General features: G+C 64.1%; 23 protein-coding genes. 9 read left to right on the forward strand and 14 right to left on the reverse strand.

Annotation, left to right across the window (positions count from 1 at the left end):
- Positions 1-67 precede the first annotated feature (67 nt).
- Together ACODSN_RS10785 and epsC are read right to left on the reverse strand one after the other, a co-directional pair.
- On the reverse strand, positions 68-412 hold the full coding sequence (locus ACODSN_RS10785; protein WP_489055271.1) for a DUF2794 domain-containing protein: 345 nt from the start codon (positions 410-412) through the stop codon (positions 68-70).
- The gene (gene epsC, locus ACODSN_RS10790; RefSeq protein ID WP_489055273.1) at positions 412-1,128 is read right to left on the reverse strand and encodes a serine O-acetyltransferase EpsC; all 717 of its coding nucleotides are present in this window, start codon (positions 1,126-1,128) and stop codon (positions 412-414) included. Before epsC ends, ACODSN_RS10785 begins: the two co-directional genes overlap by 1 nt.
- 163 nt (positions 1,129-1,291) lie before the next feature.
- On the opposite strand from epsC, the gene ACODSN_RS10795 reads away from it, so the two are divergent.
- Positions 1,292-2,059, forward strand: a complete 768-nt coding sequence (locus tag ACODSN_RS10795; protein ID WP_489055275.1) for a sulfite exporter TauE/SafE family protein — start codon at positions 1,292-1,294, stop codon at positions 2,057-2,059.
- A gap of 44 nt (positions 2,060-2,103) precedes the next feature.
- Entirely contained in the window at positions 2,104-3,033 is a 930-nt protein-coding gene (locus tag ACODSN_RS10800) for a hydrogen peroxide-inducible genes activator (protein WP_489055277.1), read from the forward strand.
- Between the two features lie 3 nt (positions 3,034-3,036).
- On the opposite strand, the gene ACODSN_RS10805 is transcribed toward ACODSN_RS10800, so the two are convergent.
- The 3 genes from ACODSN_RS10805 to pgsA are packed head-to-tail and all read right to left on the reverse strand — an operon-like array spanning position 3,037 to position 4,304.
- Entirely contained in the window at positions 3,037-3,480 is a 444-nt protein-coding gene (locus ACODSN_RS10805; RefSeq protein WP_489055279.1) for a molybdenum cofactor biosynthesis protein MoaE, read from the reverse strand.
- On the reverse strand, positions 3,477-3,737 hold the full coding sequence (moaD, locus tag ACODSN_RS10810) for a molybdopterin converting factor subunit 1 (RefSeq protein WP_489055281.1): 261 nt from the start codon (positions 3,735-3,737) through the stop codon (positions 3,477-3,479). The genes ACODSN_RS10805 and moaD overlap by 4 nt, the downstream gene beginning before the upstream one ends.
- A 3-nt stretch (positions 3,738-3,740) precedes the next feature.
- Entirely contained in the window at positions 3,741-4,304 is a 564-nt protein-coding gene (gene pgsA / locus ACODSN_RS10815; RefSeq protein WP_489055283.1) for a CDP-diacylglycerol--glycerol-3-phosphate 3-phosphatidyltransferase, read from the reverse strand.
- A 131-nt stretch (positions 4,305-4,435) separates the two neighbouring features.
- Here pgsA and ACODSN_RS10820 point away from each other — a divergent pair, with 131 nt between their 5' ends.
- A complete protein-coding gene (locus tag ACODSN_RS10820) occupies positions 4,436-5,749 on the forward strand; it encodes an MFS transporter (protein ID WP_489055284.1) in 1,314 nt (437 codons plus the stop codon).
- On the opposite strand, the gene ACODSN_RS10825 is transcribed toward ACODSN_RS10820, so the two are convergent.
- Positions 5,739-5,939 (reverse strand): hypothetical protein, encoded by a 201-nt coding sequence (locus ACODSN_RS10825; protein ID WP_489055480.1) that lies wholly within the window; start codon positions 5,937-5,939, stop codon positions 5,739-5,741. The genes ACODSN_RS10820 and ACODSN_RS10825 overlap by 11 nt on opposite strands.
- A gap of 109 nt (positions 5,940-6,048) precedes the next feature.
- Between ACODSN_RS10825 and ACODSN_RS10830 the strand changes: the two genes are divergently transcribed.
- Entirely contained in the window at positions 6,049-8,100 is a 2,052-nt protein-coding gene (locus ACODSN_RS10830) for a transglycosylase domain-containing protein (RefSeq protein ID WP_489055286.1), read from the forward strand.
- On the opposite strand, the gene ACODSN_RS10835 is transcribed toward ACODSN_RS10830, so the two are convergent.
- The 3 genes from ACODSN_RS10835 to ACODSN_RS10845 form a co-directional block, all read right to left on the reverse strand.
- Positions 8,097-9,086, reverse strand: coding sequence for an aldo/keto reductase (locus ACODSN_RS10835; protein WP_489055288.1), 990 nt, complete (start codon positions 9,084-9,086; stop codon positions 8,097-8,099). The genes ACODSN_RS10830 and ACODSN_RS10835 overlap by 4 nt on opposite strands.
- 80 nt (positions 9,087-9,166) lie before the next feature.
- Positions 9,167-10,345: a BaiN/RdsA family NAD(P)/FAD-dependent oxidoreductase gene (locus ACODSN_RS10840; RefSeq protein ID WP_489055290.1), complete on the reverse strand. Its 1,179-nt coding sequence runs from the start codon at positions 10,343-10,345 to the stop codon at positions 9,167-9,169.
- Positions 10,345-10,794: a YaiI/YqxD family protein gene (locus ACODSN_RS10845; protein ID WP_489055292.1), complete on the reverse strand. Its 450-nt coding sequence runs from the start codon at positions 10,792-10,794 to the stop codon at positions 10,345-10,347. Before ACODSN_RS10845 ends, ACODSN_RS10840 begins: the two co-directional genes overlap by 1 nt.
- 137 nt (positions 10,795-10,931) lie before the next feature.
- Here ACODSN_RS10845 and ACODSN_RS10850 point away from each other — a divergent pair, with 137 nt between their 5' ends.
- From ACODSN_RS10850 to dxs, 5 genes are read left to right on the forward strand one after another with little or no spacing between them, the layout of a single operon-like run.
- Positions 10,932-11,354, forward strand: coding sequence for an iron-sulfur cluster assembly scaffold protein (locus ACODSN_RS10850; RefSeq protein ID WP_489055293.1), 423 nt, complete (start codon positions 10,932-10,934; stop codon positions 11,352-11,354).
- Entirely contained in the window at positions 11,354-13,156 is a 1,803-nt protein-coding gene (locus ACODSN_RS10855; RefSeq protein ID WP_489055295.1) for a cation:proton antiporter domain-containing protein, read from the forward strand. The genes ACODSN_RS10850 and ACODSN_RS10855 overlap by 1 nt, the downstream gene beginning before the upstream one ends.
- Positions 13,153-13,488 (forward strand): DUF423 domain-containing protein, encoded by a 336-nt coding sequence (locus ACODSN_RS10860; protein ID WP_489055297.1) that lies wholly within the window; start codon positions 13,153-13,155, stop codon positions 13,486-13,488. The genes ACODSN_RS10855 and ACODSN_RS10860 overlap by 4 nt, the downstream gene beginning before the upstream one ends.
- 56 nt (positions 13,489-13,544) lie before the next feature.
- A complete protein-coding gene (locus tag ACODSN_RS10865) occupies positions 13,545-14,009 on the forward strand; it encodes a Fur family transcriptional regulator (RefSeq protein ID WP_489055482.1) in 465 nt (154 codons plus the stop codon).
- Between the two features lie 58 nt (positions 14,010-14,067).
- Positions 14,068-15,999, forward strand: a complete 1,932-nt coding sequence (gene dxs, locus ACODSN_RS10870; RefSeq protein ID WP_489055299.1) for a 1-deoxy-D-xylulose-5-phosphate synthase — start codon at positions 14,068-14,070, stop codon at positions 15,997-15,999.
- Between the two features lie 71 nt (positions 16,000-16,070).
- Here the strand turns inward: dxs and ACODSN_RS10875 are convergent, their stop codons facing one another.
- The 5 genes from ACODSN_RS10875 to ACODSN_RS10895 form a co-directional block, all read right to left on the reverse strand.
- On the reverse strand, positions 16,071-16,478 hold the full coding sequence (locus tag ACODSN_RS10875; protein WP_489055301.1) for a DUF3035 domain-containing protein: 408 nt from the start codon (positions 16,476-16,478) through the stop codon (positions 16,071-16,073).
- A gap of 2 nt (positions 16,479-16,480) precedes the next feature.
- The gene (gene lspA / locus ACODSN_RS10880; RefSeq protein ID WP_489055303.1) at positions 16,481-16,990 is read right to left on the reverse strand and encodes a signal peptidase II; all 510 of its coding nucleotides are present in this window, start codon (positions 16,988-16,990) and stop codon (positions 16,481-16,483) included.
- Entirely contained in the window at positions 16,987-19,956 is a 2,970-nt protein-coding gene (gene ileS / locus ACODSN_RS10885) for an isoleucine--tRNA ligase (RefSeq protein WP_489055304.1), read from the reverse strand. Before ileS ends, lspA begins: the two co-directional genes overlap by 4 nt.
- Before the next feature lie 70 nt (positions 19,957-20,026).
- A complete protein-coding gene (locus ACODSN_RS10890) occupies positions 20,027-20,968 on the reverse strand; it encodes a bifunctional riboflavin kinase/FAD synthetase (protein ID WP_489055306.1) in 942 nt (313 codons plus the stop codon).
- A gap of 8 nt (positions 20,969-20,976) precedes the next feature.
- Entirely contained in the window at positions 20,977-21,501 is a 525-nt protein-coding gene (locus ACODSN_RS10895) for a dihydrofolate reductase (RefSeq protein WP_489055308.1), read from the reverse strand.
- Positions 21,502-21,599 lie beyond the last annotated feature (98 nt).

Genomic DNA, 21,599 nt, shown 5'->3' on the forward strand with positions numbered 1-21,599 from the left:
GCGGTCGGGTGGGGGTGAGGGCCGGTGCGGATGCGCCAAAGGCGCATTTCCAAACGGACTCTGAAGGTTACTGATCCACGATCCGCAGCAGTTTGCGTTCGACGGGCGCCAACACGCCCTGCAATTCCTGGCCACGCTTGAGGATCGCGCCGCTCTCGCCGACCAGCGTCCACATACCCTGCCGGTGTCGCAAGGCCGGCCATTTTTCGATGCGATATTCGGGGCGTTCGGCGGACCGGCGGAACGCGGAGAAGATCGCCGCCTCGCGCCCCAGATCGATGGCGTAATCGCGCCAATGCCCCGCCGAAACCATGCGGCCGTACAAATCCATGATCCGCTGCAATTCCAGACGATCGAAGCCGATCTGCCCGATTTTGCCTCCCGACGATGGAAACGGCGTCACATTGGACATCAGGCCCGGCCGCGCTCCTCGATCCGTGGCGCGCTCGCATCGGCGGTGACGGCGGGCTGGCGCTCGTCCAGCAGTTGCGCCAGCCGCTTGCGCAACTGTTCGACCTCACCCTGAAGCGTTTGCAGCTTCTGCGTTTCGGGATCGTAGCAGTCCGAGCAGGGCGTCCCATAAGGCAAAAATTCGCGTTGATAAGCGGTGACGTCCACCAGCATCTGCCGCGCCGGGATGCCGACCATCGTCGCCCCCTCCGGCACATCCTTGGTCACGACGGCGTTGGCGCCCACCCGCGCCCGCGCGCCGACCTGGATAGGTCCCAGCACCTGCGCGCCCGAACCCACGATCACTCCGTCGGCCAGCGTCGGGTGCCGCTTGCCGGCAATACCGTTGGCGGGATCCGTACCGCCGAGCGTCACATTCTGATAGAGCGTCACATCGTCGCCGATCTCCGCCGTCTCACCAACGACGGTAAAACCGTGATCGATAAAGAAGCGCTTGCCGATCCGCGCGCCGGGGTGAATATCGTTGCCAGTCAGGAAACGCGACAGGTGATTGACCGCGCGGGCCAGGAAGAACAGCCGGGCGCGATAGAGCCGATGCGCAAGTCGATGAAAGACGAGCGACCAGACACCGGGATACAGCAATATCTCGGCGCGGGAGCGAGGCGCGGGATCCCGTGACTTGACGGAGTCCAGATAGGCAATGACATCACGCAGCATAAGCGCCCCTGAAAGAGCTGACCCTCAAAGCGCATAGATAATCCCGTTGCGCCTGATTTTCCAGTCGCGCGGACATTTCAGCTTCATATCGCAAAACAGAAAATTGCAGCGGCATTCGCGCTATACCTATCGCGGCGATAGACAAACAGGATATGACCCGCGGATGATTGATTTTTTTATCGCCCATTTCAACGATATCCTGCCATTCATCCTGATCGGCTTTGGGGCGCAGATCATCGACGGCGCGCTGGGCATGGCCTATGGCGTCATTTCCAGCACGCTGCTGCTGGCGCTCGGCGTGCCGCCCAGCCGGGCGTCAGCCAGCGTCCACGCGGCGGAAACCTTCACCACGGGCGTATCGGCGATCAGCCATATCCTCCATCGCAACGTCGACTGGAAACTTTTCGCCCGCCTCATCATTCCCGGCGTGGTCGGCGGCGTAACCGGCGCCTATTTGCTGACCCACATCGACGGCAGCTTCATCAAGCCGTTCATCCAGGCCTATCTGACGGCAATCGGCCTCTATCTCATCTGGCGCGGCTTTCACTTTCCGCCTCACAAACGAGACCCCAAATGGGTGACGCCGCTCGGACTGTTCGGTGGCTTCCTCGACGCGACCGGCGGGGGTGGCTGGGGTCCCGTGGTCACGTCCAACCTGCTGATTCAAGGGTCCAGTCCGCGCCACACGATCGGCACGGTCAACACCGTCGAATTCATTCTGACGACCTCGATCAGCCTGACCTTCCTGTTCCATCTGGGCTGGGAGACATTCACCACCTATACCGTCGGATTGCTGATCGGCGGTGTGGTTGCCGCGCCGTTCGGGGCGATGCTCGCCCGCCATGTCGCCCCTAAGGTGCTTTTGGTGTCGGTCGGGGTCATCCTGACGCTGACCTCCTTGTTCGGCATTTCCAAATGGTTTGGATTATAGGCTAAACCGCTTATATATGGCTTTCTAATCGAGGAAGCCGATCAATGTCTAGTTACCTGCCCACGCTTAAACAGATGCAATATCTGGTGGCGCTGAAGGAACAGGGCCATTTCGGTAAGGCGGCCGACAGTTGCTACGTCACGCAATCCACCCTGTCGGCCGGCATACGCGAGTTGGAGTCGCTCATCGGCGTTACGCTGGTCGAACGCACCCGGCGCGTTGTCCGCTTCACGGCGCTGGGCGACCGGATCGTGGAAAAGGCGCATCGCGTGCTGCGTGAGGCAGAGGAGCTTGCCGCCATCGCGCAGGCATCGGGCAAGCCGTTGACCGGCGAGTTGCGCATGGGCGTTATCCCCACCATCGCGCCCTTTCTTTTGCCCCGCCTCCTGCCCCGCCTGCGCGCCGATCGGCCCGAACTGAAACTCTATTTGCGGGAAGAGACGACCCAGGCGTCCATCGATTCGCTGCGCCATGGCAATGTTGACTGCGTATTGATGGCGCTGCCCTATCCGACCGGGGAACTGGACAGCGAAATCCTGTTCCGCGACCGGCTGCATGTCGCTTTCCCGCGCGACGATCCGCGCGACCCGCCGGAATGTATCGGGCCGGACATGATCGATGAAAGCAAATTGCTCCTGCTGGAGGATGGTCATTGCCTTAAGGATCACGCGCTCGCCGCCTGTAACCGACCGGAATTGCGCGCCAGCACGACGATGATGGGCACCTCGCTCCACACGCTCGTTCAGATGGTCGATAATGGCCTTGGCCTGACCATGTTGCCGGAAATGGCGATTGCGGGCGGCATCCTCGACCATACCCAGATCACCGCTCGGCCGCTGCGCTCGGACCACGCTTTTCGCGAAATCGCGCTGGTGTGGCGCAAAAACAGCCCACGCGAGAAGGAATTTCATCTGCTCGCCGGCATTTTGCGGGACGCTGCCAAAGGGACGCAGGCCAGGGCCGCTGCGGCCTGACGGTCAGCTGCGCCAGCTCTCCGCCTTCGCCTCATCCTCGGCGCGCGCCTCGACCCAGCGGGGCGACCCGGCCGCAAAATGTTCCTTCTTCCAGAAGGGCGCCTGCGATTTCAGCCAGTCGATCAGGAACGCGCAGCTTTCCAGCGCCGCAGTCCGGTGCCGCGAGGCCGTGCCGACGAATACGATCCGCGCACCCGGCTCCAGCCGCCCATGACGGTGGATTACCCGTACGCCGATCAGGGGCCAGCGACCCATCGCCTCCGCGACGATCCGTTCGACCTGTGCCTGCGTCATGGCGGGATAATGTTCCAGTTCCAGCGCGATCAGCCCGCCCTCGCCCCGCACGATGCCGGTGAAGCTCGCGACGCCACCACCGCCCATCGCCTCCAGCGCCGCCAGTTCCGCGCCGACGTCAAAATTCCCGGCCTGGATCGAAACCGCGCTCATCCGCCGGTGACTGGCGGGAACAGCGCCAGTTCGCGTGCGTCGCCGATGACGCTGTGGAGCGCCACGAATCGCTGGTCGAGCGCCGCGCGCACCTTGTCGGGATCGCCCAGCGCCTGCGCATAGCCCCCGCCACGTGCTGCGAGCGACGCGATGAGATCTGCCACCGTCGCACCTTCGGCCGGTCGCTCGACCGTCTCGCCGTCCGCGCCGATCGCCTCGCGAACCCAGGCGAAATAGAGGATGGAAAGCTTGGCCATGGCTCAGTCCATATGCCTGATGCCGACGCGCAGATAGTCCCATCCGGTCACCAGCGTCAGCATCGCCGCTGCCCATAATGTCCCGATGCCGACAGTCTGCACGAAGGGGAAGCCGGGCACCGCTCCCGCCAGAATGAGCGCGCCCAGCGCAATGATCTGAAACGTCGTCTTCCACTTCGCCAGGCGGGAGACCGGCACGGACACCTGCAATCCGGCCAGAAACTCTCGAAGGCCCGACACGGCGATCTCGCGCAGAAGTATGATCATGGCGGCGACGACATGGATGCCGGCGATATCGCGCGTGGCCGCCAGCATCAGGATGACCGCCCCCACCATGATCTTGTCGGCGATCGGATCGAGGAAAATGCCCAGCTTCGACACCGCGCCCTGGGCCCGCGCAAGATAACCGTCGAAATAATCGGTGATGCCCATCAGGCAATAGAGCGCGAAGGCGAGCGCATAGCCCGTCGTCCAGCGCGCGCCGACTTCGGCGGGCCACAATAAGGCTACGAGCAACGGCACCGTGACGATGCGCGAAAGCGTCAGCAGGTTGGGCAGCGTCAGCATAGCGGCGGACTGCCACAGTCCGTGGACACACACAAGATGCGCGCACTCGGCGGGCAAGCGAGCGTTGGACAGATGCGACAACTGCCGCTAGACCGCGCACCGGCTCCACAGGCAAGAAGACCCATTCGCCCATGCAGGCCTCACTCAGGCTCCTGAATAAACGGCGATTTCTGCCGCTTTTCGTCACCCAGCTCCTTGGCGCGTTCAACGACAATCTGTTCAAGAACGCGATGGTGCTGTTCGTCGTATATCAGGTGTATAATGACGAAAAATCCGAAACATGGTTCAGCGCGCTTGCCACGGGCATCTTCATCATCCCGTTTTTCCTGCTGTCCGCCCTGTCCGGGCAAATGGCGGACCAGCGGGACAAGGCGGTCATCATCCGCTGGGTGAAGGCCGCGGAAATCCTGATCATGACCGTGGGTGCCATCGGCCTGGCCCTTATCTGGAGCGGGGTCGCGATCCACAGCTTCGCTATCCCCCTGCTGTTGGTCGCGCTATTCGCGATGGGGGTGCATTCGACCTTCTTCGGCCCGATCAAATATGCGATCCTGCCCCAGCATCTGCATGACGAGGAAGTGCTGGGTGGCACCGGACTGGTAGAAGCGGGCACTTATATCGCCATCCTTGCGGGCACGATCATCGCTGGCGTCATTCCGGTGCAGATCGCAGCATTCGGCATCATCGTCACGGCCTGCATTGGTTTCATCGCGGGACGCGAAGTGCCGCCCGCGCCTTCGCTGCTCGAACGAACACCGATCGATTTCCACATCATCCGTTCGTCGATCACCCTCGTGCGCGGCACGATGCACATAAGACGCTTGTTTCTCGCGATCATGGCGATCAGCTTCTTCTGGGCGGTCGGCACGATCCTGTTCATCCATTTTCCGCCACTGGTGAAAAATGTGCTGGGCGCGGACAAGTCGGTCGCCAGCCTGTTCCTTGCCATTTTCTCGATCGGCATCGCCATCGGCTCGATTGCCGTCAATCGGCTGCTGTGCGGCCATGTGTCGGCGCGCTACGCTCCGGCGTCGGTCATCGGAATGGGCTTGTGCGTCGTCGCTTTCCACATCGTCTGCGCCATCTGGCCACTCGCACCCAATAGCCGGTTGATGAGCCTGGCGGGGTTTCTCGCCCATCCGCTGGCGATCCCCCTTTCCGCATCCCTGCTGGGCGTCGCGACCTTTGGCGGCATGTTCGTGGTGCCGCTTTACGCCTTCCTCACCACTACCGTCGAAAAATGCGAAGCGGCGCGCACGGTCGCGGCCAACAATATCGTCAATTCCGGCGCGATGGTGATCGGATCGCTGGCAGCGCTCGCGCTGACCGCCGTCGGCCTTTCGGTCGTCAATCAGCTGCTACTGGTTGCCCTGTTATGCCTGCCCTGCGCCTGGCTTGCCTGGCGCCTGCATAAGGCGTGCGACGGGCCGATCGTCAGCCGATAAAGCTGTAGAAGGCCGTGAAAAAAGCCACGAAGCTCAGCATGAACAGTTTCCAGTCGCTGTCATCCGATGCAACGCGCGCCTTTCGGCTGGTCGGAACATCCGATGCCACGGCCAGCACATGACGCGGCAACCGCTGACGAAATGGATGACGGGCTGATTCTGTCGTAAGGACTAGGGGACGAGTGCGCATAGCAGTTTGGTTAACAAATAATTTACCATATTGGCCATGCCCAATCATGGTTAATTTGCAGCCGTCCCGGCGTGGGACAGGCTTGACTGTGTAGTTTGTGTAATACAGCATGGCTGGAACGATGACCGACCCGCAATTCTCCACCGACGCGCCATCCAGTCCCCCGCTCCCTTTCGGCTCTGGCCCGCCCAGCGCCTTTGCGCCGCCGACCCGCTGGAAAAGGGCGTTGCACCTGATCGGATGGAGCGTCGCGGTCGCATTGGCGCTGTTGATGGTGGCCATCGCCTGGCTCGCCGTCACCGCGCCGCTCTCGCGCTCGCTCAAACCGATCGCGCCGCCCAGCATCAGCCTGATGTCCGATGACGGTCATCTGATCGCCCGTCGCGGCGCGATCATCGACAAGCCGGTCGCCATCGCGGACCTGCCGGCGCATGTGCCGCAGGCGTTCATGGCGATCGAGGATCGCCGCTTCTACAGCCATTGGGGCGTCGATCCGCGCGGTATCGCCCGCGCGTTATGGCACAATATCCGCTCCGATGGCGCGTCGCAGGGCGGCAGCACCATCACCCAGCAGCTCGCCAAAGGCGTGTTCCTGTCGTCCGACCGGACGATGGGCCGCAAGGCGCGCGAGGCGCTGATCGCCTTCTGGCTGGAAGCGTGGCTGACCAAGAACCAGATCCTCGAACGTTATCTTTCGAACGTCTATTTCGGCGACAATGTTTATGGGCTGCGCGCGGCGGCCCTGCATTATTTTAACCGCCCGCCCGAACGGTTGACCATCCCGCAGGCGGCGATGCTCGCGGGCCTGCTGAAAGCGCCCTCGCGACTCGCGCCGACCAGCAACCCTTCGGGCGCACGCGCGCGCGCGGCGCTGGTGACGCAGGCGATGGTCGCCGCAGGCTATATCACGCAGGCCCAGCGTAATGCGCTCGTGCCAGCCCGCCTCAACGTCCACGAAACGCCCGACCCGACCAGCGGCACCTATTTCGCCGACTGGGTTCTGCCTCAGGCGCGCGACCGCGCCGGCGCGGTCTATGGCGCGCAGGAGGTCGCAACCACGCTCGACCGCCGCATCCAGCGCCTCGCCGAAAGCGCGATCCGCCGCGCGCCACTGGGCAAGGCGCAGGCCGCCCTCGTCGCGATGAAGCCGGACGGCAGCGTGGTCGCCATGGTCGGCGGCAAGGACTATAGGAAGAGCAGCTTCAATCGCGCGGTGCAGGCCCGGCGTCAGCCCGGCTCCACCTTCAAACTGTTCGTCTATCTCGCCGCCTTCCGCGCCGGCATGACGCCTGACGACATGATCGACGATGTGCCGATCACCACCGGCAGCTATCGCCCTACGAACCATGGCGGCAAATACCGCGGCCGCATCACATTGCGACAGGCATTCGCCGCCTCCAGCAATGTCGCGGCCGTGCGGCTGACGCAGAAGCTCGGTGTTGACGCCGTCATCAAGGTCGCGCGCGACCTGGGCGTCACAGCGCCGCTGACGGAGGATCTGAGCCTCGCGCTCGGCACATCGGAAATCCCGCTGATCGAACTGGCCGAAGCCTATGCGTCGGTCGCGGCGGGCGCCTATCCCGTCGTCGCGCACGGCCTGCCGCCGGAAGAACAGGGCTGGGTCGCCCGCCTGCTCGATCGTCAGCGCCATTTCAACGGAGATCAGCTCGACATGATCCGCGATCTCCTATCGTCCGCCGCCAATCGCGGCACCGGCAGCGCGGCGGCGCTGCGCACCAGCACGTTTGGCAAGACCGGCACGACGCAGGATAGCCGCGACGCCATTTTCGTGGGCTATGCGGGCGGCCTCGTTACCGCGGTATGGATTGGCAATGACGACAACACGCCACTGCCCGGCGGCGCGGCGGGCGGCGGCGTGCCTGCGCGCATCTGGCGCAATTTCATGGCCGGCGCGATCAACGAGCCGGTCGAGCAGGCGCCGGCGGAAACGCAGGACCCCGATCTGGTCAACGCCATCGCCAATGTCGCCGTGGATAGCGGCCTCGGCAATATGTCGGTCGGCGTCGATCAGGGCGGGATGACGGTCAATATCGGCCCGGCGCAGATTCGCCTGCCGACCGATCAGCCGCCCGAAGCGCCCGGCGCACCTCCGCCCCGTATCGCTCCGACCCAGCCCGGCACCGAGCGCGACGAACCTTAGCTATCGACCGTCGCTTGCATCGCCTCGCTATAGCGCGCGCCTTCGATCTCGATCGCCGCAGCCGCGACGCCGATCGCGGTCAGGTCGGCATCGCTCAGCGCGACGTCGGCCGCGCCCAGATTCTCGTCGAGCCGGTGCAGCCTGGTCGTGCCGGGTATCGGCACGATCCAGGGCCGCTGGTGCAGCAGCCAGGCGATGGCGATTTGCGCGATCGTCGCGCCCTTATCCACCGCAGTCCGGGCCAGCAGGTCCACCAGCGCCTGATTGTTGGCCATGGCCTGCGGCGTGAAGCGCGGCAGGCCAGCACGCATGTCGCCTTCCGCGAAAGTCGTTCTATCGCTCATCGCTCCGGTCAGGAAGCCACGCCCCAGCGGGCTGAACGGCACGAAGCCGATGCCGAGTTCGTCGCAAATGTCGAGAATGCCGTTGGTTTCGGGATCGCGCGTCCACAGCGAATATTCGCTCTGGATCGCTGCCACCGGCTGCACCGCATGCGCGCGCCGGACCGTGGCTGCGCCGCACTCCGACAGGCCGAAATGCCGCACCTTCCCCTCCGCGATCAGATCGCGCACCGCGCCTGCCACGTCCTCGATCGGCACGTCGGGATCGACGCGGTGCTGGTACAGCAGATCGATCGTCTCGATATTCAACCGCCGGAGCGAGGCTTCGGCAACCTCGCGGATATGCGCCGGGCGGCTGTCGAGACCCAATGGCTCGCCCTCCTCGATCCGAAAGCCGAATTTCGTTGCGATCGCCACCTTGTCGCGCACCGGCTGCAACGCTTCGCCGACCAGTTCCTCATTGATGAACGGCCCATAGATTTCGGCCGTATCGAAAAAGGTGACGCCCCGGTCCACCGCACCGCGAATCAGGTCGATCCCCGCTGCCTTGTCGGGCGCCACGCCATAGGCTGTGCTCAAACCCATGCAGCCAAGGCCAATGGCCGATACCTCCAGCCCGCCATCGCCCAAAAACCGTTTCTGCATGATCGATCTCCCGAATGAGGAACGGCAGACAGATAGGTGTTCGCTCCGCCCGAAACAGGCCATGATCCGTCTTTACCGGGTCAAAGCGCCTGTCCCGCCGCCCATCCGCTCGCCCAGGCCCATTGAAAATTATAGCCGCCAAGCCAGCCGGTGACATCCACGGCCTCACCAATGGCATAAAGACCGGGCATCCGCGTCGCCTCCATGGTGCGGGAAGAGAGATTGGCCGTCGCGATCCCGCCGACCGTGACCTCCGCCTTGGCATAGCCCTCCGTCCCGTTCGGCGTGAAAGCCCAGTCGCGCAGCCGTGCACCGGCCTGCCGCAACGCCTTGTCCGACAGGTTCGCCAGTTCGCCTTCCAGGCCCAGCCGCTCCAGCAGGGCATCGGCCAGCCGCTCGGGCAGCGCCTGCGCGAGCGTGCGGCGCAGACTTGCCCTAGGGCGCTCGCGCTTCTCGTCCACCAGCCATTCACCGCCCCGGTCCCGCAGGAAATCGACGCCGATTGCGGTCCGATGCTGCCAATAGGACGAAATCTGCAACATGGCCGGACCGGAAAGCCCCCGGTGGGTGAACAGCGCTGCCTCGCGAAACCGCGCTTTGCCCCAGCGCACTTCGACCTCGGCCGATACACCGGATAGAGAAGCGAACAGCGCGTCCTCCGGCCCCAAGGTCAACGGCACCAGCGCCGGGCGCGGCTGCACCACCGACAGGCCAAATTGCCGCGCGACGTCATAGGCAAAACCGCTCGCGCCCAGCTTGGGAATGGACGGCCCGCCGGTCGCCAGCACCAGCGCGGGCGCATGATGTTCGCGCCCGCCGATCGTCACGCGAAACAGGCCATCGCCATGCGCCACATCCCGCACCGGCTGCCCCAGCGCGAAGGTCACGCCAGCACTTGCGCATTCCGCCTCCAGCATCGCCACGATCTGCGCCGCCGAACCATCGCAGAATAGCTGGCCCAGCGTCTTTTCATGCCAGGCGATGCCATGGCTCTCGATCAAAGCCAGGAAATCCTGCGGCGAATAGCGTCCAAGCGCCGATTTCGCGAAATGCGGGTTGGTCGACAAAAATCGGTCGGCAGCGGTGTGGATGTTGGTGAAATTGCAGCGTCCACCGCCGGAAATCAGGATTTTTTTCCCAGATGCGTCGGCATGATCGACCAGCAGCACGCGCCGCCCCCGCGCCCCGGCGGTCGCGGCGCACATCATGCCCGCCGCGCCAGCGCCCAATATGATCGCGTCGAAGCCTGCTTCGGTCATCAGGGCAAGCGCTTGAGGCGCACCAGCGCCTCATCCAGCGCCGACAGGAATCGCGAGCGATCCACTTTAGAAAAGGGCGGTGGCCCGCCGATCGCGTCGCCGCCCGCGCGCAGATCGGCCATGATCGCGCGCGTTGCGATCGCGCCGCCGATCGAACTGGTGGTAAAGGGTTTGCCGTTCGATCCGATCACCACGGCGCCGGCTTTCAGGCATCGGTCGGCCAGCAAGATGTCGGCGGTAATGCAGATGCTGCGTGCATCGGCCCGCTCGGCGATCCAGTCATCCGCCGCGTCGAACCCGTCGCTCACGACCACCCGGTCTATCAACGCATGAGGCGGCACCCGAATCGGGCTGTTGCTGACGATCGTCACCGGCACGCCATGGCGAAAGGCGACCTTGTAGATTTCCTCCTTCACCGGACAGGCGTCGGCGTCGACAAGAATGCGCATAGTCAAAAGGCTCCAACCGGCTCAGGCGCGGCGATAGGCGCGCTGGCATCACCGCACAATGCCACCCCGTCGACCTTTTCCCGATTTCGCGGATCATTGCCTTCTCGCAGCGGCCTTCCTGTCCTACATGGGACGATATGAGCGCCCCCCTCTACAATGTTGATATTCTCCGGCTGGCCGCCAGCATCCCCCATCATCGCCGGCTGCCCGATGCCCAGGCGAGCGTCGAGAAAAGATCGCCCGTCTGCGGATCGCGCGTCATGGCAGATGTGCGGATGGATGGCGGCAAGCTGGCAGATATCGGTCTGGAAGTGCGGGCCTGTGCGCTCGGGCAAGCCTCCGCCGCGCTGATGGCGTCCCACGCCATCGGCCTCAGCGCCGCGGAACTGGCGCTGGCCCGCGACCGGCTTGCCGCCTATCTCAGCGGTGAGGCCGACGATCTCGATTTCTGGCCGGGCCTGGCGGTGCTCGCCCCGGCGCGCGACTATCCGGCGCGCCATGCCTCGATACGCCTGGGTTTCGAAGCGATCGCCGAAGCCGCACGCATGGCCGACGCCTGATGCAGGGCCATCCCCCGATCGCCAGCGCCACCGACATGCTGCTGTCCGAAGGCGTCATCCTGCTCGGTGCGGCCGTGCTGTTCGTCATCATTTTCCGCCGATTCGGTCTTGGCGCGGTGCTGGGCTATCTTGTCGCGGGCGCGCTCGTCGGGCCGCAGGGCCTTGGTCTTGTCGGCGGTGGGCAATCGAAGCTGGCCATTGCCGAAATCGGCATCGTCCTGCTGCTGTTCCTTGTCGGCCTCGAACTCAACCCCGCCCGCCTGTGGCGCCTGAAGCGCGATATCTTCGCGCTGGGCCTCGCTCAGGTGATCCTGTGCGGCCTGGCGCTGACGGGCGTCATCTTCCTGTTCACCGGCTTTACCTGGGGCGCGGCGCTCGCGCTCGGCCTGCCGCTCGCCCTGTCCTCGACTGCGCAGGTGCTGCCGAGCCTCAAGAGCAGCGGGCGCATCAACTCCCCCTTTGGCGAGAAGATCTTTTCGATCCTGCTGTTTCAGGATCTCTCGATCGTTCCGCTCATCACCATCATCGCCGCCCTGTCGCGCAACCCCGCCGATACCGCCGGTCCACCGGGCTTGATGCTGGCGGGCTATACCGTGGCCGCGATCGCCGGGCTGGTGCTGGCCGGGCGCTTCATCCTGCGACCGTTGCTCCAGATGGTCGGCCGCCTTGGCGAGCGCGAACTGTTCGTCACCGTCGGACTGTTCACGGTTCTCGCTGCCGCAGCGCTGATGCACAGCCTCCATTTATCGACCGCGCTCGGGGCGTTCGTGGCGGGCGTGATGCTGGCCGATTCACCCTATCGGCATGAGATTGAAGCCGATGTCGAGCCGTTCCGTTCAATCCTGCTCGGCCTTTTCTTCCTCGCGGTCGGCATGGTGCTCGATTTGCATGCGGTGATGGCGAACCCCCTCTTCGTGGTAGGCATGGCGCTGATGCTGGTCGCGACCAAGGCGGCGCTCATCACCGGCCTCGCCCGCCTGTTCGGCATGGACATGAAGCAGGCGATCGGCGCGGGCCTGTTGCTCAGCCAGGGCGGCGAATTCGGCTTCGTGCTCTTTGCGCAGGCGCAGAACGCCTATCTGATCGCCCCGGAAGCGGCGAGCCTGTTCAGCGCGATCGTCACGCTATCGATGGCAACGACGCCCTTCCTGATGCTGTTCGCACGGCGACTGGAATTCGCGACGCCCAAATCGGGCCGCGACCTGCCCGGCCCTGACGAAGCGCCACCCGCCACTGCGATCATCGTCGGCTATGGCCGCTTTGGCCAGACCGTCGCGCAAATGCTGATGGGCCACGGCTTCGGCGTCATTCTGATCGACAAGAAGCCCGCGCAGATCGAATCATCGAGCCGCTTCGACACGAAAGTCTATTATGGCGACGGCACCCGAATCGACCTGCTCCATCGCGCTGGCGCAGACGAAGCCAGCCTGATCGCGTTCTGCATCGACGATCCCAACCTCGATTCGCACACGCTCCAGCCGATCGCCGAAGCGTTCCCGCAAGCCGCGCTGCTGGTCCGCGTGTTCGATCGCAAGCAGTTGCTCGCGCTGGAGCATATCGACATTGCTGGCACGGTTCGCGAAGTGTTCGAATCGGCTATCTGCATGGGCGTGCAGGCAATGAGCGCGCTCGGCGTTCCGCAGGCCGAAATCGAAGAGGTCGAACGGCAATATCGCGAAAATGATCAGCAGCGGCTCGACCTCCAGATCGAACATGGCAGCTTGCTCGCGGCCAAGGACCTGTTGTTCCTGCCGGGCCGGGGCATGCGGCTGCTGACGAGGGGGGATGGAGAAAAGCCATGATGATGGTCTTTGCCGCATTGTCGGCGGCGCTGGCGATCGGCGCGGGCGCGTTCGGCGCGCATGGCGCTTCCAGCGCGCAGGCGGCGGAATGGCTACGCACGGGCGGCACTTATCAGCTTATCCACACCGTCGCCGCGATCGCGATCCTCGGCATGGGCGCGTCGGCCCGCGCGCCTGCGGCGCTGTTGCTGATCGGCGCGGCGATTTTCGCGGGCACGCTCTATGCGATGGCGTTCGGCGCGCCGCGCTGGCTGGGTGCGGTGACGCCTGTTGGCGGGCTGTTGCTGATCGGCGGCTGGCTGTGGACGGCCTGGATCGCGTGGCGGAGCTGAAACCATCGCCGCTCCCGCCCTTGCCCCGGACGCCCGCCGGGCATAAGTTGACGATCATGGCCAATCACCATCACCATCAGGAGCCGACCGGCATCAAGCTGGCCGACGCGGCCCGCGCCACATTGGAGGCCCGCGCCGAACAATGGACGCCGATGCGCGCCGCCATCTTCGACGCGCTCTCCGCCGAGGAAAAGCCGGCGTCGGCCTATGATATCGCCGACACAGTGTCGCGCCATCGCGGGAAGCGCGTCGCGCCCAACAGTGTGTATCGCATTCTCGACCTGTTCGTGACGAACAATATCGCGATGCGCGTGGAAAGCGCCAACGCCTATATCGCTAACGCTCATCCAGGCTGCCAGCATGACTGCATCTTCCTCGTCTGCCGTCATTGCAAAGCCGCGACGCATGTCGATGACGACAAGGTGACGGGCGATGTCCGCGCCGTCGCCACCCATCAGGGCTTCATCGCGGAACGGCCGGTAATCGAGATAATGGGCATTTGCGCGAAGTGCGCGGCCTGAAGCGGATCAATCCGGCGTTGCGCCCGCCACCGGAACGGCCTAGCGGCTTGCGGAGTCTATGCCTTCGATGAACGATCACCCTTCCACTCCGCTGCTCGACCGGGTCATATGGCCAGCCGATCTGCGCGCCCTGCCCCCTGCCGACCTGCGCCAACTGGCCGACGAACTGCGGCAGGAGGTGATATCGGCTGTCGGCGTCACCGGCGGCCATCTTGGTTCGGGACTCGGCGTGGTCGAACTGACCACCGCGATCCATTATGTTTTCGACACTCCCAACGACAAGCTGGTCTGGGATGTCGGCCATCAATGTTATCCGCACAAAATTCTGACCGGACGACGCGACCGCATCCGCACCCTGCGCATGGGCGGCGGACTCAGCGGCTTCACCAAGCGGGCGGAAAGCGAATATGACCCGTTCGGCGCGGCGCACAGCTCTACCTCGATCAGCGCGGCGCTGGGCTTTGCCGTCGCCAACAAGATGCAGGATCGCCCCGGCAAGGGCATCGCCGTGATCGGTGACGGGGCGATGTCGGCGGGCATGGCCTATGAAGCGATGAACAATGCGCGCGATGCGGGCAACCGGCTCGTCGTCATCCTCAACGATAATGACATGTCGATCGCCCCGCCTGTCGGCGGTCTGTCGGCCTATCTCGCGCGGCTCGTGTCGAGCCGCGAGTTTCTGGGGCTTCGCGATCTCGCCAAGCGACTGGCCCGCAAGCTGCCGCGACCGCTCCACAACGCAGCCCGCAAGACCGACGAGTTCGCGCGCGGCATGGCGATGGGTGGCACCTTGTTCGAGGAGCTGGGCTTCTACTATGTCGGCCCGGTCGACGGCCATAATCTCGACCAGTTGATCCCGGTGCTCGAAAATGTCCGTGACGCCGCGGAGGGACCGTGTCTCGTCCATGTCGTGACGCAAAAGGGCAAGGGCTATGCCCCGGCGGAAGCGGCGGCGGACAAATATCACGGCGTCCAGAAATTTGACGTCATCACCGGAGCGCAGGCTAAAGCTCCACCCGGCCCCCCCAGCTACACGAATGTCTTTGCGCAGGCGCTGATCGCCGAAGCGCAGCGCGATCCAACCGTCTGCGCAATCACGGCAGCGATGCCATCGGGCACGGGTCTCGACAAGTTCGGGCAAGCCTTTCCCGATCGGATCTTCGACGTCGGCATCGCCGAACAACATGCCGTCACCTTCGCCGCCGGTCTGGCGGCGGAAGGGATGCGGCCATTTTGCGCGATCTATTCGACCTTCCTGCAACGCGCCTATGATCAGGTCGTGCATGATGTGGCGATCCAGAATCTGCCGGTCCGCTTCGCGCTCGACCGGGCCGGGCTGGTCGGGGCGGACGGATCGACCCACGCGGGCAGCTTCGACATCGCCTATCTCGCCACCTTGCCCAATTTTGTGGTGATGGCGGCGGCGGACGAGGCTGAACTCGTTCATATGGTCCATACCTGCGCGGTGCATGACAGCGGGCCGATTGCGGTGCGGTATCCGCGCGGCAACGGCACGGGCGTGGATATGCCGACGGTTCCCGAACGGCTGGCGATCGGCAAAGGCCGCCTCGTGCGGGAGGGGCGTCAGGTCGCCATTCTTTCGCTCGGCACCCGGCTTGAAGAAGCGCTCAAGGCCGCCGAACTTCTGGAGGCGAAGGGGCTTTCGACCACGGTTGCGGACTTACGCTTTGCCAAACCGCTGGACGAAGCGCTGATTCGCAAGCTGCTGACGACCCACGAGGTTGCCGTCACGGTCGAGGAAGGTGCGATTGGGGGCCTTGGCGCCCATGTCCTGACATTGGCGAGCGATCTGGGCCTGACAGACGCTGGCCTCAAGATCCGCACCATGCGCCTGCCTGACATTTTTCAGGATCAGGACAAGCCCGAAAAACAATATGCCGACGCCAAGCTGGACGCGGCAGGAATCGTGGAGACGGTGCTGACGGCACTGCGCCACAACAGCGCGGGCGTGAACGAGGCGCGGGCCTGAGCCTTATTTAAGGCATGGCCGAACGTGCGATCGAGCGCTGCGGCTTATCGACGCAGCGCTCTCATTTCATCTTATTGCGAGGTCGAGGCGCGCGCGTCCTGACCGTCGCCTTCGGGCGCGGCGATGATGTCGCGCGTCGTCGCACCCTTGTCCACGACTTCGGTGCCCGGATCGCCCGCCGACGAGCGGATACCGGCAGCCGCGTTGGCGCGGCCCGCGCGGGTCAGCGCATCGCTTTCGGTCCCACTGCGCGGTGCGGGACCACCGAACATCGCGTCCAGCGCAGCCGCCTTCGAATCGACCGTAGCAGCCGAAGGCGTGCCTGGTGCGGGCGGAACCATCGCGAAATCGGGCGGGATCACCAGCGGCGCCTGACGCGACACGGCGAATTCATCCGGCCGATCGCGGTCGAACAGGCCCGACGAGCCGCAGGCGGACAGGGTGGAAACGAGACCGGCGGCGAGGATCAGTTTACGCATTATTATGATGACTCCGTCTTTGCGCTCTTCTCGCGCAGCAGCAGCGCGCGTGCAAGCAGGATCAGCACGCCGATGGTAATGGCGGCGTCGGCGAGATTGAAGATGAGGAACGGCCGCCACTCGCCAAAATGCAGATCGGCATAATCGACCACATAGCCGAGCCGCATCCGGTCCGCGATATTGCCGATCGCCCCGCCCAGGACCAGCCCGAGCGCCGCCACGTCCGGGCGCGCTTTTTCGCGCCACATCCATATGGCGACGAATGTGGCGATGACCACGGTCATCAACACGAGCAGCCAGCGCATGACATTGGTGTCGGCATGGAAAAAGCCCATCGAAACACCACGATTTTCCAGCCAGCGCAGGCGGAAGATCGGGATGATGTCGATCCCGTCCATCCGGCCTTTCAGCGCGAGCGGCCAGGTTACGACATATTTGATTAGCTGATCGAGTAGCAGCGTGACGAGCGCCACGGTCAGGCCGAGCGGGCGATGATTGGCGGGCGACTTCATGCCGACACCACCTCGTCGCAGCGGGCGCAGAGCGTCCCGTCCTCCTCGACCTCGGGCAGCAGACGCCAGCAGCGGCCGCATTTGTGCCACTCGCTTGGCTGGACGATGATGCCGTCGCCGACGCCCATTTCGATGCGGGCGACGATGGCGATTTCGGCGAAGTTCACACCGTCGCTGGGCACCAGTTCGCCCATGGTGACGTCGGCCTCCAGGCTGGAGCGGACGATCTTTTCGCGGCGGAGCGGTTCGATCGCTTCGTTCACCTCTTCACGCTTGGCGCGCAGATTGGCCCATTTGTCGCCGAGATGACGGTCGATCCAGCGGGCGTCAACCTCGGGCCATTCGAGAAAATGCACGCTATCTTCGTTGCTTGGGAAGCGGCTTTGCCAGATTTCCTCAGCGGTGAAGGGGATGATTGGCGCGACATAGCGGATCAGCGCGTGGAACAGCGTATCGAGCAACGTCCGATAGGCGCGGCGCTTGGGATCGGACTTCGCATCGCAATAGAGACAGTCCTTGCGGATGTCGAAGAAGAAGGCGGAGAGGTCGCTGTTGGCGAAGTCGAACAGGGCGCGGGTGTAGCGGCTGAATTCCAGCCAGATCTCGCTATTCGCCGCCTTGTCCACGACGCCGCGCAATTCCGCATCCAGCTCTGCCAGGCGATGGAGCATGTAGCGCTCCAGCTCCGGCATGTCGGCGTAGGACACGGCCTCCTCTTCCGAATAATCGGAAAGAGCACCCAGCATGTAGCGGAAACTGTTGCGTAATTTTCGATAGGCGTCGGAGGAGCCAGCGAGCACTTCCTTGCCGATGCGGACATCATCGAAATAATCGGTGCTGGCGACCCAGACGCGCAGGATATCCGCGCCGCTTTCGCCCATGATCTTGAGCGGGTCGACGACATTGCCGAGCGACTTCGACATTTTGCGGCCGGTGCCATCAAGCGCGAAGCCGTGGGTCAGCACCGCGCCATAGGGCGCGCGGCCGCGCGTGCCGCTCGATTCGAGCAGCGAGGACTGGAACCAGCCGCGATGCTGGTCGGACCCTTCGAGATAGAGATCGGCGCGCACGCCTTCGCCATAGCGCGCCTCGACCACGAAACTGTGGGTCGAGCCGCTGTCGAACCAGACGTCGAGAATGTCGTTCACGACCTCATAGTCGTTCAGGTCGTAATCGGGGCCGAGCAGCGCCTGATGATCCGCGCCGAACCATGCGTCCGCGCCCGCACCCATGAAGGCGGCGATGATGCGGGCATTGACCGCGGGATCAATGAGATAGTCGCCACTCTTGCGATGGACATAGAGCGCGATGGGGACACCCCAGGCGCGCTGGCGCGAGATCACCCAATCAGGGCGGCCCTCCACCATGGCGCGGATGCGATTGGTGGAGCGCTCCGGCACCCAGCGGGTGTGGGCGATGGCGTCGAGCGCGGTTTCGCGCAGCGTCGGACCGTTAGACGAGGCCGGCGGCTCGCTTTGCTCGCTGATTAACCGGCTGTTCGCCGGTTGATCCATCGGGATGAACCATTGCGGGGTGCAGCGGTAGATCAGCGGCGCTTTGGAACGCCAGCTGTGTGGATAGCTGTGCCGCGTGCTTTCATCGTTGCGTGCCGACAGCAAGGCACCGGCCGCGCGCAGATCGTTGCAGATCGGGCCATCGGGCGCGAGCAGCTTCTTGTTGATGACTGACAATTCCTTGTCGGCGGGCCATGCCCAGTCGTCGCGATATTTACCGTCGCCCTCGACTGCGAACACGGGATTGATGCCGTGCGCCTTGCACAGCGCGAAATCGTCCTCGCCATGGTCAGGGGCCATGTGGACGAGGCCGGTACCCGCATCGGTAGTGACGAAATCGCCGGGCAGGAACGGGCGGGGCTTGGCGAAGAAGCCGCCGAGTGCGTGCATCGGGTGGCGGGCGACGGCACCGGCGAGGTCGGAGCCTTTGAAGCGGCCCAATTCAGTAAACCAAGGGTCAGCCGATTTGCCGCAATCCACCAAACTATAAATGCTACTGCGAACAAACCGCTCCTCGAATTCTTCGACAAGAGTTGCTGCTATCAATATTTTCTTCTCGCGAAGATTCTGGATGGTCGGATCGTCATGGCCCGCCAACGTATCCTGCCCTTGAACAACGTCACCAGACACGGCAACCGCCCAGACGTCGAGCAAAACATACTCAACCTCCGGCCCATAAGCGATCGCCTGGTTCACCGGGATCGTCCAGGGCGTCGTCGTCCAGATCACCGCATGCGCGCCGACCAGTTCCGGCGCGTTCGGCGCTTCGACGATCTCGAACGCCACGTCGATCTGCGTGCTCGTCACATCCTCATACTCAACCTCCGCCTCGGCCAGCGCGGTCTTTTCGACCGGGGACCACATGACGGGCTTTGCGCCGCGATAAAGCTGGCCGCTTTCCGCGAATTTCAGCAGTTCGCCGACGATGGTCGCTTCGGCGTCGAACTTCATGGTGAGATAGGGGTCTTTCCAGTCGCCCATCACCCCAAGCCGCTTGAATTGCTCGCGCTGCACATCGACCCATTTGTCGGCATAGGCGCGGCACTGGGCGCGGAATTCGGAAGGCGGAACCTCGTCCTTGTTCAGCTTTTTCTTGCGATATTCCTCCTCGATCTTCCATTCGATCGGCAGGCCGTGACAATCCCAGCCGGGCACATAGGGCGCATCCTTGCCGAGCAGAGACTGGCTGCGGACGATGATGTCCTTGAGCACCTTGTTCATCGCATGGCCCATATGGATGTCGCCATTGGCGTAGGGCGGGCCGTCATGCAGGATGAAACGTTCGCGACCGGCGCGCTTTTCGCGCAGCTTGCCATAGAGATCCATCGCCTCCCACTTCGCCGCGATGGCCGGTTCCTTTTGCGCGAGACCGGCCTTCATCGGGAAGTCGGTGACGGGCAGGAATACGGTGGATTTATAGTCTTTGGCTTCTTGGCTGGGCTGGTCGGTCATGGGGGTCCGATATCAACATATCTCCGTTCGCCCTGCGCGAAGTCGAACGGGTGAGAAAAGTGCCGGTGCATTAGGCGACGTGGGGCGTCCCCGCAAGGATTTGCCGCGCATCGTCGCAGTCGCGGGCGATCTGGGCGGTGAGCGCGTCCAGCCCGTCATATTTCGCTTCGGGCCGCAGGAAGTGGATCAGTTGCACTTCGATGAGCTGATCGTAGAGATTTTCGGCGAAATCGAAGAAATGCGGCTCCAGCAATTCCTTGGGCGGGTCGAAGCTCGGGCGGATGCCGAGATTGGCCGCCCCGTCAAGCTGACGGCCGTCGGGCAGGAGGGCGCGCACCGCGTAAATGCCATAGGCCGGGCGCAGATAGTCGCCCAGGTCGATATTGGCGGTGGGAAAGCCGATGGTCCGGCCGAGTTTGTCGCCGTGCTGGACCGCACCCTGAATGGCGAAGGGCCGGGTCAGCAGGCGCGTGGCAGTCGTGCAGTCCCCCGTGCGCAGAGCGTTCCTGATGCGGCTGGAGGAGATCACCTCCCCCGCCCCGTCCATGACGGGCGCGACCGTTTCGGCGTCCATGCCGAACGCCGCGCCGAGTTCCCCCAGCGCGGCGGTCGATCCGCTGCGCGCCTTGCCAAAGGTGAAATCGCGGCCGGTGACGACGCCCGCCACGCCCATCTCCACCGCCAGCAGCCGAACGAAATCTTCCGGGCTTAATGCGGCGAGATGGTCGTTGAAGCCGAACACCAGCATCGCGTCCGCTCCGGCGGCGGCGAACAGAGCCTGCCGCTGGTCGAGCGTGGTCAGGCGGAAGGGCGGGGTCTCCGGCTGGAAATATTGCATCGGATGGGGATCGAACGTCGCGACGATCGCCGGTCGCCCCTCGGCGCGGGCGCGCGCGATAGCCCGCCCGACGACCGCCTGATGGCCGGCGTGAAAGCCATCGAAATTGCCCAGCGCCATGATGCTCCCGCGCAGATCGGCGGGGATCGGTGCGCCGCTGTCCAGCCGCTGCATGACGCGGCCTATAGGGGCGCGCCGGGGCGGTGGCAATCGGGCGATCCGTTGCGGGTGAAGCGCACGAAACTATAGGCGGGATAGGCGCCGGATGCGGCATGGTCCGCCCGCGTGGCTTCGCGCCAATGCGCGGCATCGGGATAGGCGATGGCGGCGTCGCCCGGTGCGTCGATATGCACTTCGGTCAGTTCAATCGCGTCGGCGAGCGGGAGAAACAGGCGGTGGATGTCCGCGCCGCCGATCACCATGATAATGGGCGCTGCGGCCAGGCGGATCGCTTCGTCCACATCATGCGCGACCTCCGCGCCTGCCGCTGTCCAGCCAAGGTCGCGGGTCAGCACGATATGCCGCCGCTCGGGCAACAGGCCGGGCAGGCTGTCGAAGGTCTTGCGCCCCATAATCATGGGATGGCCGAGGGTCAGCGCCTTGAAATGTTTGAGGTCGGCGGGCAGCCGCCAAGGCAGGCCACCGTCACGGCCGATCACGCCATTATCCGCGCGGGCGAGGATGAGGGTGATTTCTGCGTGGTTCATTTTCCAACCCTCTCGTCATACCCGCGCAGGCGAGGATCCATCTGCGGGCCTGGCACCCGAGACGGACCAGGGAGATGCGCGGGAATGACAATGCATAA

Source organism: Sphingobium sp. FG11, from assembly GCF_057809915.1.

Bases quoted from the DNA above. Each gene is read 5' to 3' on its own strand.
- ACODSN_RS10785 (WP_489055271.1), bottom strand. From the start codon at position 412: ATGTCCAATGTGACGCCGTTTCCATCGTCGGGAGGCAAAATCGGGCAG.
- epsC (WP_489055273.1), bottom strand. From the start codon at position 1,128: ATGCTGCGTGATGTCATTGCCTATCTGGACTCCGTCAAGTCACGGGAT.
- ACODSN_RS10795 (WP_489055275.1), top strand. From the start codon at position 1,292: ATGATTGATTTTTTTATCGCCCATTTCAACGATATCCTGCCATTCATC.
- ACODSN_RS10800 (WP_489055277.1), top strand. From the start codon at position 2,104: ATGTCTAGTTACCTGCCCACGCTTAAACAGATGCAATATCTGGTGGCG.
- ACODSN_RS10805 (WP_489055279.1), bottom strand. From the start codon at position 3,480: ATGAGCGCGGTTTCGATCCAGGCCGGGAATTTTGACGTCGGCGCGGAA.
- moaD (WP_489055281.1), bottom strand. From the start codon at position 3,737: ATGGCCAAGCTTTCCATCCTCTATTTCGCCTGGGTTCGCGAGGCGATC.
- pgsA (WP_489055283.1), bottom strand. From the start codon at position 4,304: ATGCTGACGCTGCCCAACCTGCTGACGCTTTCGCGCATCGTCACGGTG.
- ACODSN_RS10820 (WP_489055284.1), top strand. From the start codon at position 4,436: ATGCAGGCCTCACTCAGGCTCCTGAATAAACGGCGATTTCTGCCGCTT.
- ACODSN_RS10825 (WP_489055480.1), bottom strand. From the start codon at position 5,939: ATGCGCACTCGTCCCCTAGTCCTTACGACAGAATCAGCCCGTCATCCA.
- ACODSN_RS10830 (WP_489055286.1), top strand. From the start codon at position 6,049: ATGGCTGGAACGATGACCGACCCGCAATTCTCCACCGACGCGCCATCC.
- ACODSN_RS10835 (WP_489055288.1), bottom strand. From the start codon at position 9,086: ATGCAGAAACGGTTTTTGGGCGATGGCGGGCTGGAGGTATCGGCCATT.
- ACODSN_RS10840 (WP_489055290.1), bottom strand. From the start codon at position 10,345: ATGACCGAAGCAGGCTTCGACGCGATCATATTGGGCGCTGGCGCGGCG.
- ACODSN_RS10845 (WP_489055292.1), bottom strand. From the start codon at position 10,794: ATGCGCATTCTTGTCGACGCCGACGCCTGTCCGGTGAAGGAGGAAATC.
- ACODSN_RS10850 (WP_489055293.1), top strand. From the start codon at position 10,932: ATGAGCGCCCCCCTCTACAATGTTGATATTCTCCGGCTGGCCGCCAGC.
- ACODSN_RS10855 (WP_489055295.1), top strand. From the start codon at position 11,354: ATGCAGGGCCATCCCCCGATCGCCAGCGCCACCGACATGCTGCTGTCC.
- ACODSN_RS10860 (WP_489055297.1), top strand. From the start codon at position 13,153: ATGATGATGGTCTTTGCCGCATTGTCGGCGGCGCTGGCGATCGGCGCG.
- ACODSN_RS10865 (WP_489055482.1), top strand. From the start codon at position 13,545: ATGGCCAATCACCATCACCATCAGGAGCCGACCGGCATCAAGCTGGCC.
- dxs (WP_489055299.1), top strand. From the start codon at position 14,068: ATGCCTTCGATGAACGATCACCCTTCCACTCCGCTGCTCGACCGGGTC.
- ACODSN_RS10875 (WP_489055301.1), bottom strand. From the start codon at position 16,478: ATGCGTAAACTGATCCTCGCCGCCGGTCTCGTTTCCACCCTGTCCGCC.
- lspA (WP_489055303.1), bottom strand. From the start codon at position 16,990: ATGAAGTCGCCCGCCAATCATCGCCCGCTCGGCCTGACCGTGGCGCTC.
- ileS (WP_489055304.1), bottom strand. From the start codon at position 19,956: ATGACCGACCAGCCCAGCCAAGAAGCCAAAGACTATAAATCCACCGTA.
- ACODSN_RS10890 (WP_489055306.1), bottom strand. From the start codon at position 20,968: ATGCAGCGGCTGGACAGCGGCGCACCGATCCCCGCCGATCTGCGCGGG.
- ACODSN_RS10895 (WP_489055308.1), bottom strand. From the start codon at position 21,501: ATGAACCACGCAGAAATCACCCTCATCCTCGCCCGCGCGGATAATGGC.